This is a genomic window from Paenibacillus sp. FSL H8-0332 (genome assembly GCF_037963835.1).
Lineage (GTDB): Bacteria > Bacillota > Bacilli > Paenibacillales > Paenibacillaceae > Paenibacillus_AQ > Paenibacillus_AQ rhizoplanae.
The window spans coordinates 1,641,682-1,658,239 of record NZ_CP150145.1 but is presented as its reverse complement, the minus strand read 5'-3'; the positions used below and the strand labels follow the sequence as shown (position 1 = coordinate 1,658,239).

19 protein-coding genes and 1 riboswitch are annotated in these 16,558 nt (G+C 54.1%); of the genes, 5 read left to right on the top strand and 14 right to left on the bottom strand.

The window, feature by feature from the left end:
* Window positions 1-31 precede the first annotated feature (31 nt).
* Window positions 32-226: riboswitch (cobalamin riboswitch) on the bottom strand.
* Between the two features lie 139 nt (window positions 227-365).
* Window positions 366-1,298: a helix-turn-helix domain-containing protein gene (locus tag NST43_RS07125; RefSeq protein WP_339223401.1), complete on the top strand. Its 933-nt coding sequence runs from the start codon at window positions 366-368 to the stop codon at window positions 1,296-1,298.
* A 140-nt stretch (window positions 1,299-1,438) separates the two neighbouring features.
* On the opposite strand, the gene NST43_RS07120 is transcribed toward NST43_RS07125, so the two are convergent.
* From NST43_RS07120 to NST43_RS07110, 3 genes are all read right to left on the bottom strand, one after another.
* Window positions 1,439-1,705 (bottom strand): hypothetical protein, encoded by a 267-nt coding sequence (locus tag NST43_RS07120; protein WP_339223399.1) that lies wholly within the window; start codon window positions 1,703-1,705, stop codon window positions 1,439-1,441.
* A gap of 160 nt (window positions 1,706-1,865) precedes the next feature.
* Complete coding sequence (locus tag NST43_RS07115) at window positions 1,866-2,141, bottom strand: DUF6171 family protein (protein ID WP_036722478.1); 276 nt, start codon at window positions 2,139-2,141, stop codon at window positions 1,866-1,868.
* A 12-nt stretch (window positions 2,142-2,153) separates the two neighbouring features.
* Window positions 2,154-3,647, bottom strand: coding sequence for an alpha-N-arabinofuranosidase (locus NST43_RS07110; protein WP_339223396.1), 1,494 nt, complete (start codon window positions 3,645-3,647; stop codon window positions 2,154-2,156).
* 185 nt (window positions 3,648-3,832) lie between these two features.
* Between NST43_RS07110 and NST43_RS07105 the strand changes: the two genes are divergently transcribed.
* Entirely contained in the window at window positions 3,833-4,249 is a 417-nt protein-coding gene (locus NST43_RS07105) for a peptide deformylase (protein WP_339223394.1), read from the top strand.
* A complete protein-coding gene (locus NST43_RS07100; protein ID WP_339223392.1) occupies window positions 4,246-5,223 on the top strand; it encodes a hypothetical protein in 978 nt (325 codons plus the stop codon). The genes NST43_RS07105 and NST43_RS07100 overlap by 4 nt, the downstream gene beginning before the upstream one ends.
* A gap of 43 nt (window positions 5,224-5,266) precedes the next feature.
* Here the strand turns inward: NST43_RS07100 and NST43_RS07095 are convergent, their stop codons facing one another.
* The 5 genes from NST43_RS07095 to NST43_RS07075 form a co-directional block, all read right to left on the bottom strand.
* A complete protein-coding gene (locus NST43_RS07095) occupies window positions 5,267-6,208 on the bottom strand; it encodes a 5'-3' exonuclease H3TH domain-containing protein (protein ID WP_339223390.1) in 942 nt (313 codons plus the stop codon).
* A gap of 27 nt (window positions 6,209-6,235) precedes the next feature.
* A complete protein-coding gene (locus tag NST43_RS07090) occupies window positions 6,236-6,601 on the bottom strand; it encodes an arsenate reductase family protein (RefSeq protein ID WP_076083731.1) in 366 nt (121 codons plus the stop codon).
* A gap of 94 nt (window positions 6,602-6,695) precedes the next feature.
* Window positions 6,696-7,796, bottom strand: a complete 1,101-nt coding sequence (locus NST43_RS07085; RefSeq protein WP_339223388.1) for an RluA family pseudouridine synthase — start codon at window positions 7,794-7,796, stop codon at window positions 6,696-6,698.
* Window positions 7,793-8,359: a cob(I)yrinic acid a,c-diamide adenosyltransferase gene (locus tag NST43_RS07080; RefSeq protein ID WP_209991455.1), complete on the bottom strand. Its 567-nt coding sequence runs from the start codon at window positions 8,357-8,359 to the stop codon at window positions 7,793-7,795. The genes NST43_RS07085 and NST43_RS07080 overlap by 4 nt, the downstream gene beginning before the upstream one ends.
* A gap of 140 nt (window positions 8,360-8,499) precedes the next feature.
* A complete protein-coding gene (locus tag NST43_RS07075; protein WP_339223385.1) occupies window positions 8,500-9,270 on the bottom strand; it encodes a methyltransferase domain-containing protein in 771 nt (256 codons plus the stop codon).
* A 315-nt stretch (window positions 9,271-9,585) separates the two neighbouring features.
* On the opposite strand from NST43_RS07075, the gene NST43_RS07070 reads away from it, so the two are divergent.
* Window positions 9,586-11,607 carry a methyl-accepting chemotaxis protein gene (locus NST43_RS07070; protein WP_339223383.1) on the top strand — a complete coding sequence of 674 codons (2,022 nt, stop codon included), beginning with the start codon at window positions 9,586-9,588 and terminating at the stop codon, window positions 11,605-11,607.
* An 83-nt stretch (window positions 11,608-11,690) separates the two neighbouring features.
* Here NST43_RS07070 and NST43_RS07065 read toward each other — a convergent pair whose 3' ends face one another.
* The 6 genes from NST43_RS07065 to NST43_RS07040 form a co-directional block, all read right to left on the bottom strand.
* Window positions 11,691-11,873: a hypothetical protein gene (locus NST43_RS07065; RefSeq protein ID WP_339223381.1), complete on the bottom strand. Its 183-nt coding sequence runs from the start codon at window positions 11,871-11,873 to the stop codon at window positions 11,691-11,693.
* 88 nt (window positions 11,874-11,961) lie between these two features.
* Window positions 11,962-12,216, bottom strand: a complete 255-nt coding sequence (locus tag NST43_RS07060) for an aspartyl-phosphate phosphatase Spo0E family protein (RefSeq protein ID WP_339223379.1) — start codon at window positions 12,214-12,216, stop codon at window positions 11,962-11,964.
* A 203-nt stretch (window positions 12,217-12,419) separates the two neighbouring features.
* A complete protein-coding gene (locus NST43_RS07055) occupies window positions 12,420-13,637 on the bottom strand; it encodes an aminotransferase class I/II-fold pyridoxal phosphate-dependent enzyme (protein WP_339223377.1) in 1,218 nt (405 codons plus the stop codon).
* Between the two features lie 13 nt (window positions 13,638-13,650).
* Window positions 13,651-14,142 carry an Lrp/AsnC family transcriptional regulator gene (locus NST43_RS07050; protein ID WP_036696743.1) on the bottom strand — a complete coding sequence of 164 codons (492 nt, stop codon included), beginning with the start codon at window positions 14,140-14,142 and terminating at the stop codon, window positions 13,651-13,653.
* Window positions 14,143-14,309: 167 nt separating this feature from the next.
* The gene (locus NST43_RS07045) at window positions 14,310-14,708 is read right to left on the bottom strand and encodes a spore coat protein (protein WP_339223375.1); all 399 of its coding nucleotides are present in this window, start codon (window positions 14,706-14,708) and stop codon (window positions 14,310-14,312) included.
* A 35-nt stretch (window positions 14,709-14,743) separates the two neighbouring features.
* Window positions 14,744-14,977: a hypothetical protein gene (locus NST43_RS07040; RefSeq protein ID WP_339223373.1), complete on the bottom strand. Its 234-nt coding sequence runs from the start codon at window positions 14,975-14,977 to the stop codon at window positions 14,744-14,746.
* Between the two features lie 188 nt (window positions 14,978-15,165).
* On the opposite strand from NST43_RS07040, the gene NST43_RS07035 reads away from it, so the two are divergent.
* A complete protein-coding gene (locus NST43_RS07035; protein ID WP_339223371.1) occupies window positions 15,166-16,404 on the top strand; it encodes an FAD-dependent oxidoreductase in 1,239 nt (412 codons plus the stop codon).
* The last annotated feature ends 154 nt before the right edge of the window (window positions 16,405-16,558 follow it).

The window sequence follows — 16,558 nt, the reverse complement described above, 5'->3', positions numbered from 1 at the left end:
TATCCGTACACCGCTCCTATCCGCGTAGAGTCGTGGTGTGCGTCGACAAGGTAGGTCTCCTGGCTTGGAATACAGGCGCCGCAGGCTTCGTCTTCCCCGGGGCTTCCCGAGTGACATTATGAAGTGCAGCTCTTCCATACAGTGGCGGGACCGCTCGGGAGTTGCACCCGATTCCCTGTTATCCCTTGCCGCTTCCGACAAGAGCACCTTGTTTCACCGCTAATTCATCTCACATCATAGCGGACTCGGCTTAGCGTGTCTGTGATATAAATTGGAAAAGCTGGCCTGCGGACAATCTTGGCTTGTAGAAATTTTATTTGAGTAATATAATTATTAACTATATAACCTGAACGTGGAGGCATCCGATGAAACTTGATCTAACTGAACAATCTCTGCCTGTGTACGAGGCCCTGTCCAGTACCGTGCGCCTGCATATGCTGCGGCTGCTGTCCGATACCCCCATGAACGTGAAGGAGCTGGCCGCAGCCCTCAAGCTCAGCAGTGCGATTATGACCATGCATGTGCGCAAGCTCGAAGCCGCCGGGCTGATCCGCAGCCATATGGCTCCCGGCAAAAGCGGTCTGCAGAAGATCTGTACACTGGCCGCCGACGGGGCTGAGATTGTTTTTCCGGGACAGGCCCGGACTCCGCGCAGAGGATACCGCAAGGACATTCCGGTGGGGCATTATTCCGACTTCCAGATCGAGCCTACCTGCGGACTGTCTACGACAGAGAGGGTCATCGGGCACTTTGACGATCCCCGTTACTTCTGGGATCAGGAGCGGGTGAACGCCGGGATTCTCTGGTTCGGCAAGGGGTTCGTCGAGTATAAAATCCCGAATTTCCTGCTGTCGAGCCAGCAGCCGGAGGAGCTTGCCATCACGATGGAGATTGCCTCCGAAGCCCCGTCGGTCAACAACAACTGGCCGTCGGATATTACCTTCACGCTGAACGGACAATCGCTCGGCTTCTGGACCAGCCCCGGTGACTACGGAGATAATCCGGGAAAATACACACCAGCCTGGTGGCCTGCACTCACCAATCAATACGGCCTGCTCAAGCAGCTGCGGATTACGCAGACGGGCACTTTCATGGATGGGCAGAAGCTGTCCGAGGTCACCCTGGATCAGGTAGGCATCCGTAACAAACAATGGACCTTCCGGCTCTCTGTGGAGGAGGATGCCGAGCACATCGGCGGTCTCACCCTGTTCGGCAAGGGCTTCGGGAATTATAACGAGGATCTTGTGTTTGAGCTGTTTTATACGGATGGTGTGGCAGATATTCCGGGTTCTTTATAAAGGCTCGTCTGGTAGCTATCTAGCAGGCTGTCTGTTAGATAGGTTGGATAGGAAGATTGATAGACTAATTAGTTTTGATTGGTTTGATTGGTTAGATAGTTAGACTAATTAGGTTAGTTTTTGATTTACTTTGGGAGCCACTACTCCTCATTTCCGCTCAGCTGCCCACTTTCTGCCGCATTAGAGGGATTTATCCCTCTCTTTTCCTCACCCAGCCCATTTCCCGCCGCATTAGAGGGATTTATCCCTCTCTTTTCCTCATCCAGCCCACTTCCCGCCGTATCAGTGGGATTTATCCCTCTCATTTCCTCCTCCAGCCCACTTTCTGCGGCATCAATGGGATTTATCCCTCTCTTTTCCTCATCCAGCCCACTTTCAGCCGCATCAGAGGGATTTATCCCTCTCATTTCCTCTTCCTCCCCCTCTCCTCCACAACGCAAAAAAAGCCCCTCCAACCACCGCATTATGCAGGTTGGAGGGGCTATCGGTGATCGATCCGTCTCTTATGGCAAGAGCGGCTTCTAGCCTATCTATTTCGCCTGGCCCCATGCCGTCAGGCGTGGGCCGTCATTCCGCCACCGGCTGCCACTTTCCGCCGCCCGGCAGCGGACAGCTGCGGGCCTTCAGCCGGGCAACAACGGGAATGATACAGCCGCAGGCGGTACAGGTTACGCCATCCTGCAGCTTGGGGCAAGCCCCGCAAAGCGCAAGCCGCTCGGCATAAACCTCGTCTGAAGCGGTATTGCCGGGGTTGAACATGGAGGACGCCAGAATGCGGGCAATCTGCGCTTCCGTGACCTTGTACTCCTCCCGGCATCCTTTGCAGGCTGAAGTGGTTGTCATCCGGTTCTCTCCTTAGGCTTGTGGAGTGATGGCCAGTACCGTTACCGACATTGGCGGCAGCTCTACAGTCAGCGTATCCCCTTCAAGCTTGAAGGCGTTGAATGCCTGCGGAGTTACAGCTTCCGGCTGCTCAAAGCTATTGTGGGCATCGATGGAAGCTCCGGCCAGCGTTGTTCCGCTTACGGATGCTTGACCAGCCAGTCCGCGCAGGGCAAGCGGTAACACTGCCGATGATGCGTGATTCAGGTTACACAGGCTGACATGAATGATGCCCTCAGCATTGACTGAAGCCGAAGCCGAGACTTCAGGAATCTCTACGCCTTCATAGCTGTATACCGGGCTGTCCACAGTCAGCTCCAGCAATTCTGCATCCTGATGCACCTTGTACATGTTGAATACATGGTAGGTTGGAGTCAGGAGCATTTTCTCGCCTTCGGTCAGAATAACAGCCTGCAGCACGTTCACGGTCTGGGCAATGTTCGCCATCCGTACACGGTCACTGTGCTTGTGGAAAATATTCAGCGTCAAGCCGGCCACCAGCGCATCGCGGATCGTGTTCTGCTGGTAGAGGAAGCCCGGGTTCGTACCCGGCTCAACATCATACCAGGTGCCCCATTCGTCAACGATTAGGCCGACTCTTTTCTCAGGATCGTATTTATCCATGATAGCGATATGGCGGGTAACCAGCTCATCCATGAACAGTGCCTTCTTCAACGTTGTGAAGTATTCGTCTGTTCCGAAGCCTGTAGCCGCGCCCTTATGATTCCAGTCCGAATTAGGCAGGGTGTAATAGTGCAGGGTAAGGGAATCCATGAAGCGGGTAGCTTCGCGCATCAGCACTTCCGTCCAGTTATAGTCATCCGCATTCGCCCCGCACGCGATCCGGTGGATCTTGTTGTCTCCATAGTTACGTACATACGTCTGATATTGGCGGTACAGATCGGCATAGAATTCAGGACGCATGTTACCGCCGCAGCCCCAGTTCTCGTTGCCCACGCCGAAATACTTGACACTCCAGGCATCTTCCTGGCCGTTCTTCTGACGCAGCTCAGCCATTGGCGAGACTCCGTTGAAGGTCAGATATTCCACCCACTCGGACATCTCTTGAACAGTTCCGCTACCTACGTTACCGTTGATGTACGGCTCACATTCCAGCATCGCGCAGAGGAGCATGAATTCATGCGTACCGAAATGGTTATTCTCTACCGCACCGCCCCAGTGTGTGTTAATCATACGCTTGCGCTCTTCGCTCGGGCCGATACCGTCCTTCCAGTGGTATTCATCGGCGAAGCAGCCGCCCGGCCAGCGAAGTACCGGAATCTTCATTTCCTTAAGCGCTTCCACTACGTCGTTGCGGATACCCTTAGTGTTCGGAATTGGGGAATCTTCGCCAACCCAGATGCCTTCATAGATACAGCGTCCAAGATGCTCAGCGAAATGTCCGTAGATGTTGCGGTCAATCTTACCTTTGCGGATGTCGGTGTTCAGTACAATGCGTTCTGCCATGGGAAGTTAACGCTCCTCTTTAGATTAATATATTTGTTAATCATTTAACACTTATATTAACATTATAATCAAGCTTCCTCCGGTTCGTCAATCTTTATCTTAAGCAGAACTTCCCGCACTCCCGCATTTCACTTCCCCGCCAAAAATGATATTATGGACACACAAATACAGCATAATTGGAGAGTATGATGATTAGACCTATCAGTAAAGATATATCGCTTCTAAGCCAGAAGTCTGCTCCGGCTACGGAAAAGGATCTGCCCGTGTTAATGGATCTTGTGGAGACCCTGAACGCCAACTCCGACCGGTGCGTCGGCATGGCTGCGGACATGATTGGCATCAATAAACGCATCATTGCCATCCGCGTCGAGCAGCAGCTGACCCTTTCGATGATCAATCCGGTGATCGTCAAGCGTGCCCGTCCTTATGACACTGAGGAAGGCTGCCTGTCGCTCGAAGGCGTACGCCCGGCGAAACGATACGACTATATTGAGGTAGAGTACCTCGATTATAATTTCAAGAAGCACCGGGATAGCTTTACCGGATTTACGGCGCAGGTTATCCAGCATGAGGTGGATCACTGCGAGGGTATTGTCATTTGAGCCGGGACCTGAGAGCGCTAACCTTCAGCAAGACGGCCGCCGAGCAAATTCTGAGGAATGAGACCGATACCCGCACGCTTTTGTCAGAATATCCGGAGTACAAGGAAGAAGTGCTGCTTGAGATCAATGCCCTATCGAGCCAAAAGCGCGCCAACCTGATCCATAATTTGCTCGCCAGCTATACAAGCAGCGCCAAAATAGCGAAGAGCAAAATTGTCAAAAGCGGCTTTAATCAAACCACCATTAACGCTTTTCTTCCTAATATTATTAAAGCCCGCTTTGCCATTTATCTGATCGAACAGCTGCAATTAGCGGTGTCAGCCGAATCAGCCTCCGGGCCTGTCCGGTTCAATCTCTGGGACGGTTATATTCTGCAGAAGCTCCTGTTCAAGGAAAAGCTTGTACGCAAGCCCGTATCGCTCCCTCTGTTCCGGGTATGCTGGAAGCTGATTATCCGCCCCCGGATGCTGATGCCGCTTGTCAATAAACAAGGGATCTATTGCTTCTATTCCCGTTCGTTAATCAAGCGCCTGTCCGCTCTGATCGGGGATAAGGAGTGCCTGGAGATTGGTGCGGGTGACGGTACCTTGACGAGATTCCTTAACGATAACGGCACAGCCTGCCGGGCAACCGATGATTATAGCTGGGCGCATTATATCACCTACCCGGATTTTGTGGAAAAAGCCGATGCCAAAGCCGCTCTGAGCAAATACGCTCCTAAGGTTGTGCTTTGTTCCTGGCCGGTGCCCGGCAACCCGTATGAGAAGCATGTTTTTAATACGGAATCTGTAGAATTGTATATTGTAATCGGCACAAGAGACCCGGCGATCACCGGTGACTTCGACGCGTATGATAAGGCTAAGCATTTCAGCATGGAGCTGAATGAGGAATTATCCCGCCTGCTTGTGCCGCCCTCTGAGGATAATGCGATCTATCTCTTCACACGCAAACAAGACAGTACACGCTCACGATAGGTGAGTATCTACTGTCTTGTTTGGTTTGCTGTCTATTCCGGCCTCAGCCCAGATCCCCCAGCTCAATCTGCACGATCCCCCGGTCATCCCGCACCTCGGCGATTCCGCCGATCAGATGCATCAGGCTGCCGAACTCCAGCTCCTGGAACTTGCGTGCCGCCGTATCCCGCTGCAGCTCCCAGAGACATTCGGCCAGCTCGCAGACTACGGGCACATCGCAGCGGATCTCCGCCAGCTCCCTGGAGAGATGCAGCATGTCGAGATCCGCTTCAATCTTGGCGCGTACGCCCTTAGGCAGCAGATGCAGGTTCTCAATGACCCCTTCCACCGTGCCGTATTCCGTCAGCAGCTTGGTGGCGGTCTTCTCGCCTATGCCCTTCACGCCGGGATAATTATCGCTGGTGTCGCCCATGAAGCCCTTCAAGTCGATCACCTGCGCAGGAGTAAGGCCCCGTTCTGCCAAAAGCTCAGCCGGATCATACAATTTATAGTTGGAGCGGCCTTTTTTCATAATCACGACCTTGACGCTGTCATTCACCAGCTGAAGCATGTCGTGGTCCCCCGTTAGAATATAGACCTCCGACTCCCCGCTGTAGCACGAAGCCAGTGTACCGATGCAGTCATCTGCCTCGTACCCCACCAGGCCGATATTCGGCACACCCAGCTCCGCCACAACCTCCTTCACGAGGTCGAACTGCGGGATCAGCTCCAGCGGCGCGTCAATGCGGTTCGCCTTGTACCCGTCATACTTCTCCGAGCGGAACGTGCCCTTGCCCATATCCCAGCAGCAGACCACATGTGAAGGCTCAAACGTACTCACCGCGTCGAAAAAATACTGCAAAAATCCATACACCGCATTCGTCGGCAGCCCGGCGCGGGTCTTGCGGATATATCCACCATAAGAGGTAGCATAAAAAGCGCGGAACAGCAGAGCCATTCCATCGACGATCATGACCCGGCCCTTCATTTCTGTTGCTGTGCTCATGTGTAACCTCTCCTTGTATTCCTTAATTTAGGCGTTGCTCCAAGCTTCAGCGTACTGGTCTTCCTTGTAGCCTACGGTGACCTTCTTGCCATCAGTGACTACCGGACGCTTAATCAGCATCCCATGTGCGGACAGCAGCGCGAGCTGCTCGTCTTCGCTTAAGTCTGCAAGCTTGTCCTTCAGGCCAAGCTCCCGGTAGACCTCACCACTCGTATTAAAAAACTTCTTCAGCGGCAGCCCGCTGTGCTTCACCAGTTCGCGCAGCTCCTCCACGGTTGGCGGCTGCTCTGCGATATGCTGCAGCTCCAGCTCATGCCCTGCTTCCTTCAGCCATTTCACTGCGCTGCGGCAGGTGCTGCATTTCGGATATTGATATACCTTGAGGTCACTCATCGGCTTCTCCTTCTATATAAAAATATAAAGTACATGTAAAATGTTGCATGCTGCTGCAGATGGCAGCTGCGGCCAGAACATATCCGGCGCTTACTTACCGCGCCGACTGCCGGAGCTTCTCCTGCAGCAGCGCCATATCCGGCGGCAGCGGAGCCTCGAACACCAGCTCGGCATGTGTCACCGGATGCCGGAAGGCCAGCCGCACCGCATGCAGCGCCTGGCGCGGAATGGCCGCGTCCAGCTCCGCGATCTGCGCGAGCCGGGCGGCGTCGTCCGGCGACAGCGCCGCACCGTCTGCGGTCACCGCCAGCTCTTTCACCTGCTGCTTCTCGCCGCCTACGGTCACCGCCGACTCTCCCGCACGCCGCTCCCCGCCCGGCGCTGCCGCCTCCGCCCGGCTGCCAGCCGCCTGCCCATACAGCGGGTGACTGTACATCCCGTCACCGATCAGCGGGCAGCCGACCGACCCCATATGCACCCGGATCTGGTGGGTGCGCCCGCTCTCCAGCTTCAGCTCGACGCGTGAAGCGGCGCTGCCATAGACCTCCTTGACCTCATACCGGGTCAAGGAGGGATAGCCGTCCGGCGTCACGATCCGCCGGTGCGGCTCCAGCGGGTCGCGGTCGATCGGGCCGTCGATATCGCCGCTGGGCAGAGCAGGAACACCGTGCACGAACGCGGTATACCGCTTGTCCACCGTTCCGGCAATCATCTGCTCGGAGATGTGCTGGTGGCTGTACGGATTCTTAGCAATCACCAGCACCCCGGAGGTCTCCTGATCCAGCCGGTGTACGGGGCGGAAGCGGACCCGCTCGCCCTTCTCTGCCCAGTAATGGACCACACCGTTCGCCAGGGTCTCGGTATAATGGCCGTGGGTCGGATGGACGATCATTCCTGCGGCCTTGCTGACCACAAGCAGATGCCCGTCCTCATACAGAATCTCGAAGGGAATCGGCTGCGGCAAAATATCCTCTGACGTCTCCTCCTCCATTCGGATCTGGACCTGATCCCCGCTGTTCACCTTGACGCTGATATAGACACGCTCTCCGTTCAGGGTAATGCCGAGGTCTGTCATTTTGAGCCGGGAGAGCAGCTTGCGGGAGACTTCCATCCGCTTTTGCAGAATGGTTTTGAGCAGCCAGCCGTCCTCGGACGGCGGCACTATATAGGAGATGGGCGGATAATAGCTGGTCATTTGTTCCGGAACACCTTTTTGCTGCGCAGATATTCTACTTCAGCAATCTCCAGCCGGGTGTTGGCGGCGCGGGCCAGGGCGAAGAAATAGTCGGACAGCCGGTTCAGATAGATTACCGCCTCAGGGTTAATCTCCGCACTGCGGCCCAGCGTCACTGCCCGGCGCTCGGCCCGGCGGCAAACCGTCCGGCAGACATGCAGCACCGAGGACAGCTGACTTCCGCCGGGCAGGATGAAGCGCTCCAGCACCGGATTCTCGGCCTGAAGCACATCGATCCAGCCTTCCAGGCGGGTGGCCATCTCGCTTTTTACCTTATAGCGGTTCTCACTCAGCTTCACGAACGCCAGATCCGATCCGCAGTCAAACAGCTCGTGCTGAATCTCCAGCAGCTGCTCGCGGACATCTAGAAACCGCTCGTCCTCCATCAGGCTCCGTGCCTGGCCAACGAAGCAGTTCAGCTCGTCAATGGTGCCGTAAGCCTCGACGCGGACATCGTCCTTGCCTACCCGGCCGCCAATCACCGAGGTCTCGCCCTTATCCCCCGTACGCGTATAGATCGCCATGATACTTCCCTCCTAAGTTGCAAATCACATAGTAATAGTGTAATCGTTCTTAGGTAGGGTGGCAAACAAAGATCACCGTTTTCGATATGTAAATAACTCCCTTAAGCGGAAGCCTTAATTGTCATCCTGCTCCACCTGCCTCATGGCTTACGAAAAGTAATGCAATACATGAGGCCCTTGCACACTTCCTTGTACACTACCTCCAGCATCTCCGGCGGAATCAGCCCAAGCATCTCCGGCATGTCCGCGCCCTCTGCAAAATACCCCTTAACCACCGGCACCTTCCCGTACGTTCCCTTCACCAGTTTCTGCGTCTCATCGGCAATCATCAGCCTGGTGCCGGGCTTCGCCACCCGGATCATCTCCAGTACCGCAGCATGCGGATCACTGAAATAATTGATTCCGCCAACATGGTAGACACAGTCAAAGCTGTTGTCCTGAAAAGGCAGCCTCTCTGCGGTCCCCTGGAACAGATGTGCCTCCAGCTTCCACCGCCGCAGATTGCGCACCGCCTGCTTCAGCATTCCGCTGGAAATATCCAACCCGTACAGCTCGGCCTTCACGTTTATGTACGGGAAATTATCGCCGCTGCCCACCGAGGTCTCCAGCACACGCTCACCGCCGCGTAGCTCAAGCGAAGACAGGAACTGCTCTCTATACCTGCGTTCTCCGCCGAACTTCAGCGCGAAATACAGCTTGTTGGACAGCCGGTAGAAACGGGCAATCCGGTTGTACAGCTCCAGGTACTTCAAGTTACTGCCTGCGGCATCCGATTCCTCCATAAAAGCCAAATACCCGTGCTTCCACGGATACTGCCGTCCATTTGCCGGATTAACCGCCCCCGCCCCCGTCCCCTCCAACGTAAGCTCGTTATATGTATACGGGTCCCTCAGTAGCTGATCATGCAGCATGAATATCCTCCTCTTTCCTATTACAGTACAGTTCCAGCCCGTACTCTGTAATGTTCTTGAATATTCATTATATGCCTACAACTGGATGCGGACATCAGGCCCGGGTCTGCCGCCGTCTCCGCCTCTGGTCGTAACCCTTAGACTCAGAATTTACGACATTATTTTATTTTTTTCGACAAAAAGTAACAACAAAATCAATTCTCCAGCCGATGATATTCAATAAAGGTATCAATAGCTTCACTATCTAATGGGGGGATTAACATGGCTAATGTTGTTCACAAGGGGATTTCCAGGCTCCGGTTCAAAAGCATACGTATGAGAACATTTGCATTCATCCTGCCCATCTTTCTGATCACGCTGGTGCTGGTCGCTCTGTTATCGTACATGTATTCCAAAAGCATTATCCAGCGCGAGGTTACGCAAAAAATGAATGTACAGATATCGGATATTTCAAACGAAATTAATGGAAACTTAAGTGTACACAGCAAGGTTCCCGAGGTTCTGGCACGGACGCTGGAGAGCCACGCTGCTGAATTCACACTGGATCAATACCGGACTATGCTGTCTAGTGCGCTGAAGGCCAATCCGGATACATATGGTGTGGGTATTTATTTTGAACCCGGACGGTATGACAGCAAGCTGAAGTACTTCTCCACCTATGCCCACCGCGACGGCGACAAAATTGTGACTACCGAGCAGTACAATGACCCCGATTATAATTATCATGGGCAGAGCTGGTACACCATTGGCAGGGAGCATGCAGCGTTTACAGATCCATTCTATGACACAATTACAGGGACAACGATGGCTACGTTTGCTGTTCCTTTCCGGGATACCACGAATACCATGCTGGGGGTGCTGGCCGGAGATATTGATCTCAAGACGCTGCAGAGCAGGATCGAACAGACCAAGGTCGGGAATACAGGCTGGGCCTTCCTGCTGGACAAGCAGGGGAATTACATTGCCGGACCGGATGCCGAGAAGAATATGCAGCTGAAAATAAACGCCGAACCAAATGCAAGCCTGGCCGCAGCAGGAGCGGAAATGCTTCAGCAGAATCAGGGAATGGTAACCTATGCCGATTCCGGCGGGACCATTCAGATGTATTATGAAAAACTGCCGGATACCGGCTGGACCGTGGGTCTCGCTATGCCGGAGCAGGAGCTGTATGCGCCGCTTAAGGGGCTGCTAAGGTCTATTCTGCTGGTTAGCTTTGTGGGTCTTGTCTTGACAGTAGCTGCTGTGTATCTGTACAGCCGCTATATTACCCGTAAGCTGACCCGTGTCAATGAGATGTCCCAGCAGATGGCTGCCGGAGACTTCACGGGGAAGCTGGAGGTGGACAGCGAGGATGAATTCGGCAATATGGCCGGGCATTTGAACCAGATGATTACCAATCTGAGCAGACTCCTGGGGACGATTGCCGATCACTCCCTGCAAGTCGCCTCGACCTCGGAGGAATTAATGTCGAGCGCCAATCAGACCAATCACACCACAGAGGCTATTGTGGAGAATATTCAGGATCTGTCAGCCGGAGCGGATCAGCAGCTTCAGTCCACCCGCGAGTCTGCAAGAGCGATGGAGGAGATGGCTGCCGGTGTACAGCGGATCGCGGAGGCCTCGATGGACACCGCCGCAGCGGCCGGGCGGGCGGCAGGCCAGGCGCAGAACGGGCATTCCATCATTACGGAGGCGGTGGACCAGATGGAAGAGATGGAGCGGACCGCCGCAGATGCTTCCAGCATGATTACCTCTCTTAGCGCACAATCCCAGCAGATCGGCAACATCATTGGTCTGATCAAAGGCATCAGCGATCAGACCGGCATGTTAGCCTTAAACGCGGCGATTGAGGCCGCCAGAGCGGGCGAATACGGACGGGGCTTCTCCGTGGTAGCCGGTGAGGTGAAGAAGCTGTCCGAACAGACAGCCGAAGCTGCCGGTCATATCAGCACCCTGATTCTCGAGATCCAGCAGGGTAACCGGGCAGCCTCAGAGGCGGTGCTGGCCAATGCCGGGGCCGTTCAGGAAGGCTCGCGGATGGTAGGCGAGGCCGGGCGTCTGTTCACGGATATTCTCAGCGGCATTGGCGAGATTAACACCCAGGTTCATGAGATGTCTGCTTCCTCCGAGCAGCTGCTGGCCGGAACCGAGGAGCTGACCTCCTCCGTGGCCGAGATGGCTGATGTGGCAAAACAGGCCGCAGAGCGTTCCCAGAGCGCTGCCGCGGCCTCCGAGGAGCAGCTCGCCTCCATGGAGGAGGTAGCCGCAGCCTCTACTGAGCTGGCGAAGATGGCCGATGGGCTGCAGCAGGCGGTGGCCACGTTCAAGGTAAACTAACAGAGTAACAGTGCTAACCTCCTGATAGGTCTTCGGACCAGCACAGGGGGTTATTTTATATAATCACTCTCCCCCATTCCCCTTCAAAAAAGCCACCAGTTCCCGATTGATCCGCTCCGGCTGCTCCCGCTGTTATACCAATGGGTTATCCCATAGGGGGTCTCCACATCAAGCTCCTGACATTCCGTCCCCCACGCGTCAAGAAGCTGGTTATAGGACTTTAGAACCTGTTCTTTGCCAGACTCGCTTTTGAATGCCTTGATCATTTCAGACTCCACCTTCCGGTACTTCATTATTCAAAAAAAACGGACATCTCCCAAAAGGAAGACATCCGCTTCGTATAATCCTGCTGTATTAATTGCTCTTGCGGTGGCGGCCTCTCATATACTCATTAATCTTGAGATCCAGCAAGCTGCTGATTGCTATTACATTATCCGAGGTAAAGGAATTCTCCTGCATAAAGAGCTGTTCCATTCTGCTGCGGAGCATCTGAATTTCGTCTTCCAGCGAGAGCCTGCGTGCATTCGCATCTCCTCTGGCGCGAGGTAGCCCGCTTCCGGAACCACATTTCCCGCCATAGGAGGATAAGTAATAATCTGCGCTCAGCACAATCACCCTTCCTAATAAAAGTATCGCGCGCGTCATCCGGATTAGAACCGTGCAGTTCTATGCGACCAGATATGAAGCGCCTTTATTCCCGGAATAAGAGGGCCATGTAAGTGTATTACAGGTGTTTCTTGTCCTTAGAGTAAAATAATACCATATTAGAAGGTGATCGGCTATAGTTCGATTTACTTCTTTGTCGAGCCTTGTCAGGCTCCTTCCCGGGCCAGCTGTGAGACCAATGCCCCAATTCGCTCAACCGCTTCATTCAACTGGGACACCGAAGTGGCATAGGAGCAGCGCAGATAGCCTTCCCCGCCCAGGCCGAAGACACTTCCCGGAACAGCAGCGACCTTATATTCGAGCAGCAGACGCTGGGCGAACTGGTCGGAGGTCAGCCCAGTGGCCTGGATACTTGGGAATGCATAGAAGGCACCCTGCGGCTCATGACACTCCAGCCCCGCCTCCCGCAGCCCCTTGACAATCAGCCGGCGGCGCTGGTTATAAGAGTCTGTCATACGGTCCTTCTCTTCCATCCCGTTAGTGAGTGCCTCAAGCGCAGCCACCTGGCCCATCGAAGGCGCGCACATGACGGTATACTGGTGAATCTTCAGCATGGCAGAGATCAGGTCCGGGTGGCCGCAGGCATAGCCCATCCGCCAGCCGGTCATGGCGAAGGCCTTGGAGAACCCGCTGACCAGAATCGTCCGGTCAAGCATCCCCGGCAGCGAAGCGAAGCTGACATGGTTGCTTCCATACGTAAGCTCGGCATAAATCTCATCCGAGATGACGATAAGATCATGCTTCTCGACCACCTTGGCAATCGGCTCCCAATCCTCACGGCTCATGATCGCGCCCGTCGGATTGCTTGGATAGCAGAGAATCAGAATCTTGGAGCGCGGGGTAATTTTGGCCTCCAGATCTTCGGCAGTCAGCTTGAAGTTATTCTTCCCGAAGGTCTCAATACCTACCGGAATACCACCGCCGATAGCCGTAATCGGAGAATAAGAGATGTAACAAGGCTCGGGAATCAGAATCTCGTCTCCCGGGGCGATCAGGGCACGCAGGGCCAAATCAATAGCCTCACTGCCGCCGACTGTGGCGATAATCTGGTTCGCAGGATCATACTTCACGGCGAAGCGGGTCTCCAGGTACTCGGCAATACCCTCACGCAGCTCAGGCATTCCGGCATTAGATGTGTAGCCGGTGAAGCCGCGTTCGAGTGAATAGACGCAGGCCTCTCTGACATGCCAGGGCGTCTTGAAGTCCGGCTCGCCGACACCCAGCGAGATAATATCCTTGCTGCCTGCCGCCAGATCAAAAAACTTGCGGATGCCCGAAGGCTGAATCTGCTGGACCAGCGGGGCCAAATAAGCGTTCATCGACTTGCCTTTATCTCCTGTGTGCTGAGCGTTATTAATAATCATGACATTACATCCTTCACGGAGATATCATCAGACGGTTGTCTTCCTCATGCTCTTCAAAGATGATACCGTCCTGTTTGTATTTTTTGAGCGTAAAGTTCGTCTTGGTAGAGAGCACGGCATCAATCGGTGACAGCTTCTCGGACACAAAATTAGCGACCTCGCGCAGATTGCGGCCTTCCACTTCCACCAGCAGATCGTAAGCGCCAGACATCAGATAGACGGATTTAACCTGCGGATACAGATAGATCCGTTCGGCAATGCCCTCGAAGCCGCGGCCCCGTTCCGGAGTAATCTGCACCTCGATCAGCGCCGTCACCCGTTCATCATCGACTTTATCCCAATTGACAACCGTCGCATATTTCACAATGACATGGTCCTGCTCCATTTCGGCAATCACGGTCTTGACATCTTCTTCCTCCGCACCAAGCAGGGTCGCCATTAATGCGGTTGAGCTTCGCGCGTCCTCCTTGAGCAGTTCCAGCACTTTCCTCTTCAATTCATTCATTCTCAAGCCTCCTGCAAAAAAGAGTTTAGTATTAATATGACATGAAAAGTACCGTTCTGCAAACAAAATAACCCCGCCGAGGCGGGGCTATAGGGCTTCATTCGCTTTGTATTTTCTCCTGCATGGCCGGGTAAGCGCTCTAATGCTTCACCGGGCCAGCGCCATGGTTACATATAATAGGAACCATTGTGATGCTGCTGGACGTTCGGCTGATGCTGCGAAACATTCGAAGCCTGGTTATAGGCTCCTGCCCCGCCTGTTTTCTCACGCACGAACTGCTGCAGCTTCTGCTGGGTCTGCTGGGCACTTTGAATCTGCTTGTCCACATCCTGGCGCAGCGCTTTACCCGGAACAGCGTACATGTTCATTTGCGACATCTTCATGTACAATTCACCCTGAATTCTGAGGGTATCCATCGTCAAATCATTGAATACCCGTCTGACGGCAGGACAATTCGATTCTGTAGCTGCTGTGGTGTACTCGCGGACTGTCCGCTTCAAATCGGCCAAAATCGTGTAGAGTAAATCTTCATCCGCCATAAACGGTGTTCCATTCTGTGCGTACACAGTAAAACCTCCTTCAAAGTTGTGGGTTCTGCCTGTTATTGCGGCTGTGTCGGTGCGTACTGCTGATGCTGATGGAGTAGCTGTACCAGCATATCCATGTGGTGAGTATGACTCTGAATCTGCTGGATGCAGATCCCCTGCACGGCAGAGTTCTGAGTGGTTCCGGCTGTAGCCGCGAGCTGCTTAATCAGCAAATCCTCATTGGAAATGGAATCGGTGATGTATTCCAACTCTTTTCCGCTAAGTGCCTGCATTTGGTTAGATTGCATGTTCGGTAGTCCCTCCTTCTGGTTGTTCAAGCGTTCCTTAGTATGCTTCCGGGGAAGGCTGTTTATGTGCCGGAAGGTACATTAAGCAAGCTCACACTTGATGAATAATCTTTAGGGACTTGACGCATGAGACTCTTCAATAGTGCAAATAATACTACTCTGAATGACATAAAGGAGCGAACAGATTTATGAAACTCGTCAGCGGGCAACTGCCCTGGGAACACACACTGCCTGAGCCTCCGGTATATCCGGTGCTTGCGGAAGACATTACCTGCGACTGTCTCATTGTGGGCGGCGGGATGGGCGGAGCCATGATGTCTTACCGCATGTCCCTCACCGGAGCAGATACGGTTCTAATCGATAAAAGGACGGTCGGCACCGGAAGCTCCCACGCCAATACGGGACTGCTGCAAATCGCCAATGACAAATCACTGACAGCTTGCATGAATACTTTCGGGGAAGAGAATGGCGTGTTGTTCTACAAACTCTGCCAGCAGGCCATGCGTGCGATTCTTGAGCTGCCCGGCAAGCTGGACATCGATCCGCAGATTATTGAGCGCAGCAGTCTGCTGTACGCCAGTACGCCGGAAGATGTAGCTATGCTGAAGCTGGAGAATGAGAATCTGGTGAAGCACGGCTTCGATTCGGAATTCTGGGAGGAGGAGACGATCCGTGCCCATTATGCCTTTTCCAAACCAGGTGCGCTGTATGCTAAAGGAGATGCGGAAACCAATCCGCTGCGCACCGTACACAGCCTGATTCATAAAGCGCACTCCGGCGGGGTAAGGGTCTATGAGCATACCGAAGCCCTTCATTATGAATACAAGGCAGACGGCGTAATCTGTCATACCGGACAGGGGCGGATTTCTGCGAAGAAGGTTGTCTTTGCTATGGGGTACGAGACCCAGGAGATGAAGAAGGACCGGGGAGCAGAGCTGATCAACACCTATGCTATTATGACCGAGCCTCTGCCACATCTTCCAAAATGGCATGAGCAGAGCCTGCTCTGGGAAACGGCCCGGCCTTATCTGTATTTCCGGACCACTCCGGAAGGCCGGATTATCGCCGGAGGCAAGGATGAGCAGCTTACCAGCGTGGAGCGGCGTGAGGTCAGGGTCCTTTCCCAGTGTGAGCGGCTGGTCGAGGAGCTTACGGCCCTGTTCCCGGAACTTCAAGGAATCAAGGCCGAATATTCCTGGGGAGCGGTTTTCGGCTCCACCCGTGACGGACTGCCTTATATGGGGCCGCACCCGGAATTCCCGCATTGCTACTTCATTGAAGGCTATGGCGGAAACGGCACGGTCTACAGCATGATTGCCGCCGAGCTGCTTGCAGATACGCTGTCCGGCAAAAGCCGCCCGGAGCTTGAGCTGTTCTCGCTGACCCGTTCGGCGAAGCCTGCGCCCTCCCCGGCTATAGAGGCTTAAACGGTATAGTACGGCAAGAGGACAAGTGGAAACGGCTTTGCCGTCCTTTTAAAGGACGGCAGCGTTTCAGCGAGAAATAGAAGGATAATTTATCGTGTGAAACATATAAATTCTTATATTTTCAAAAAGGGATGCCTGCAACAGCCTGTGACGG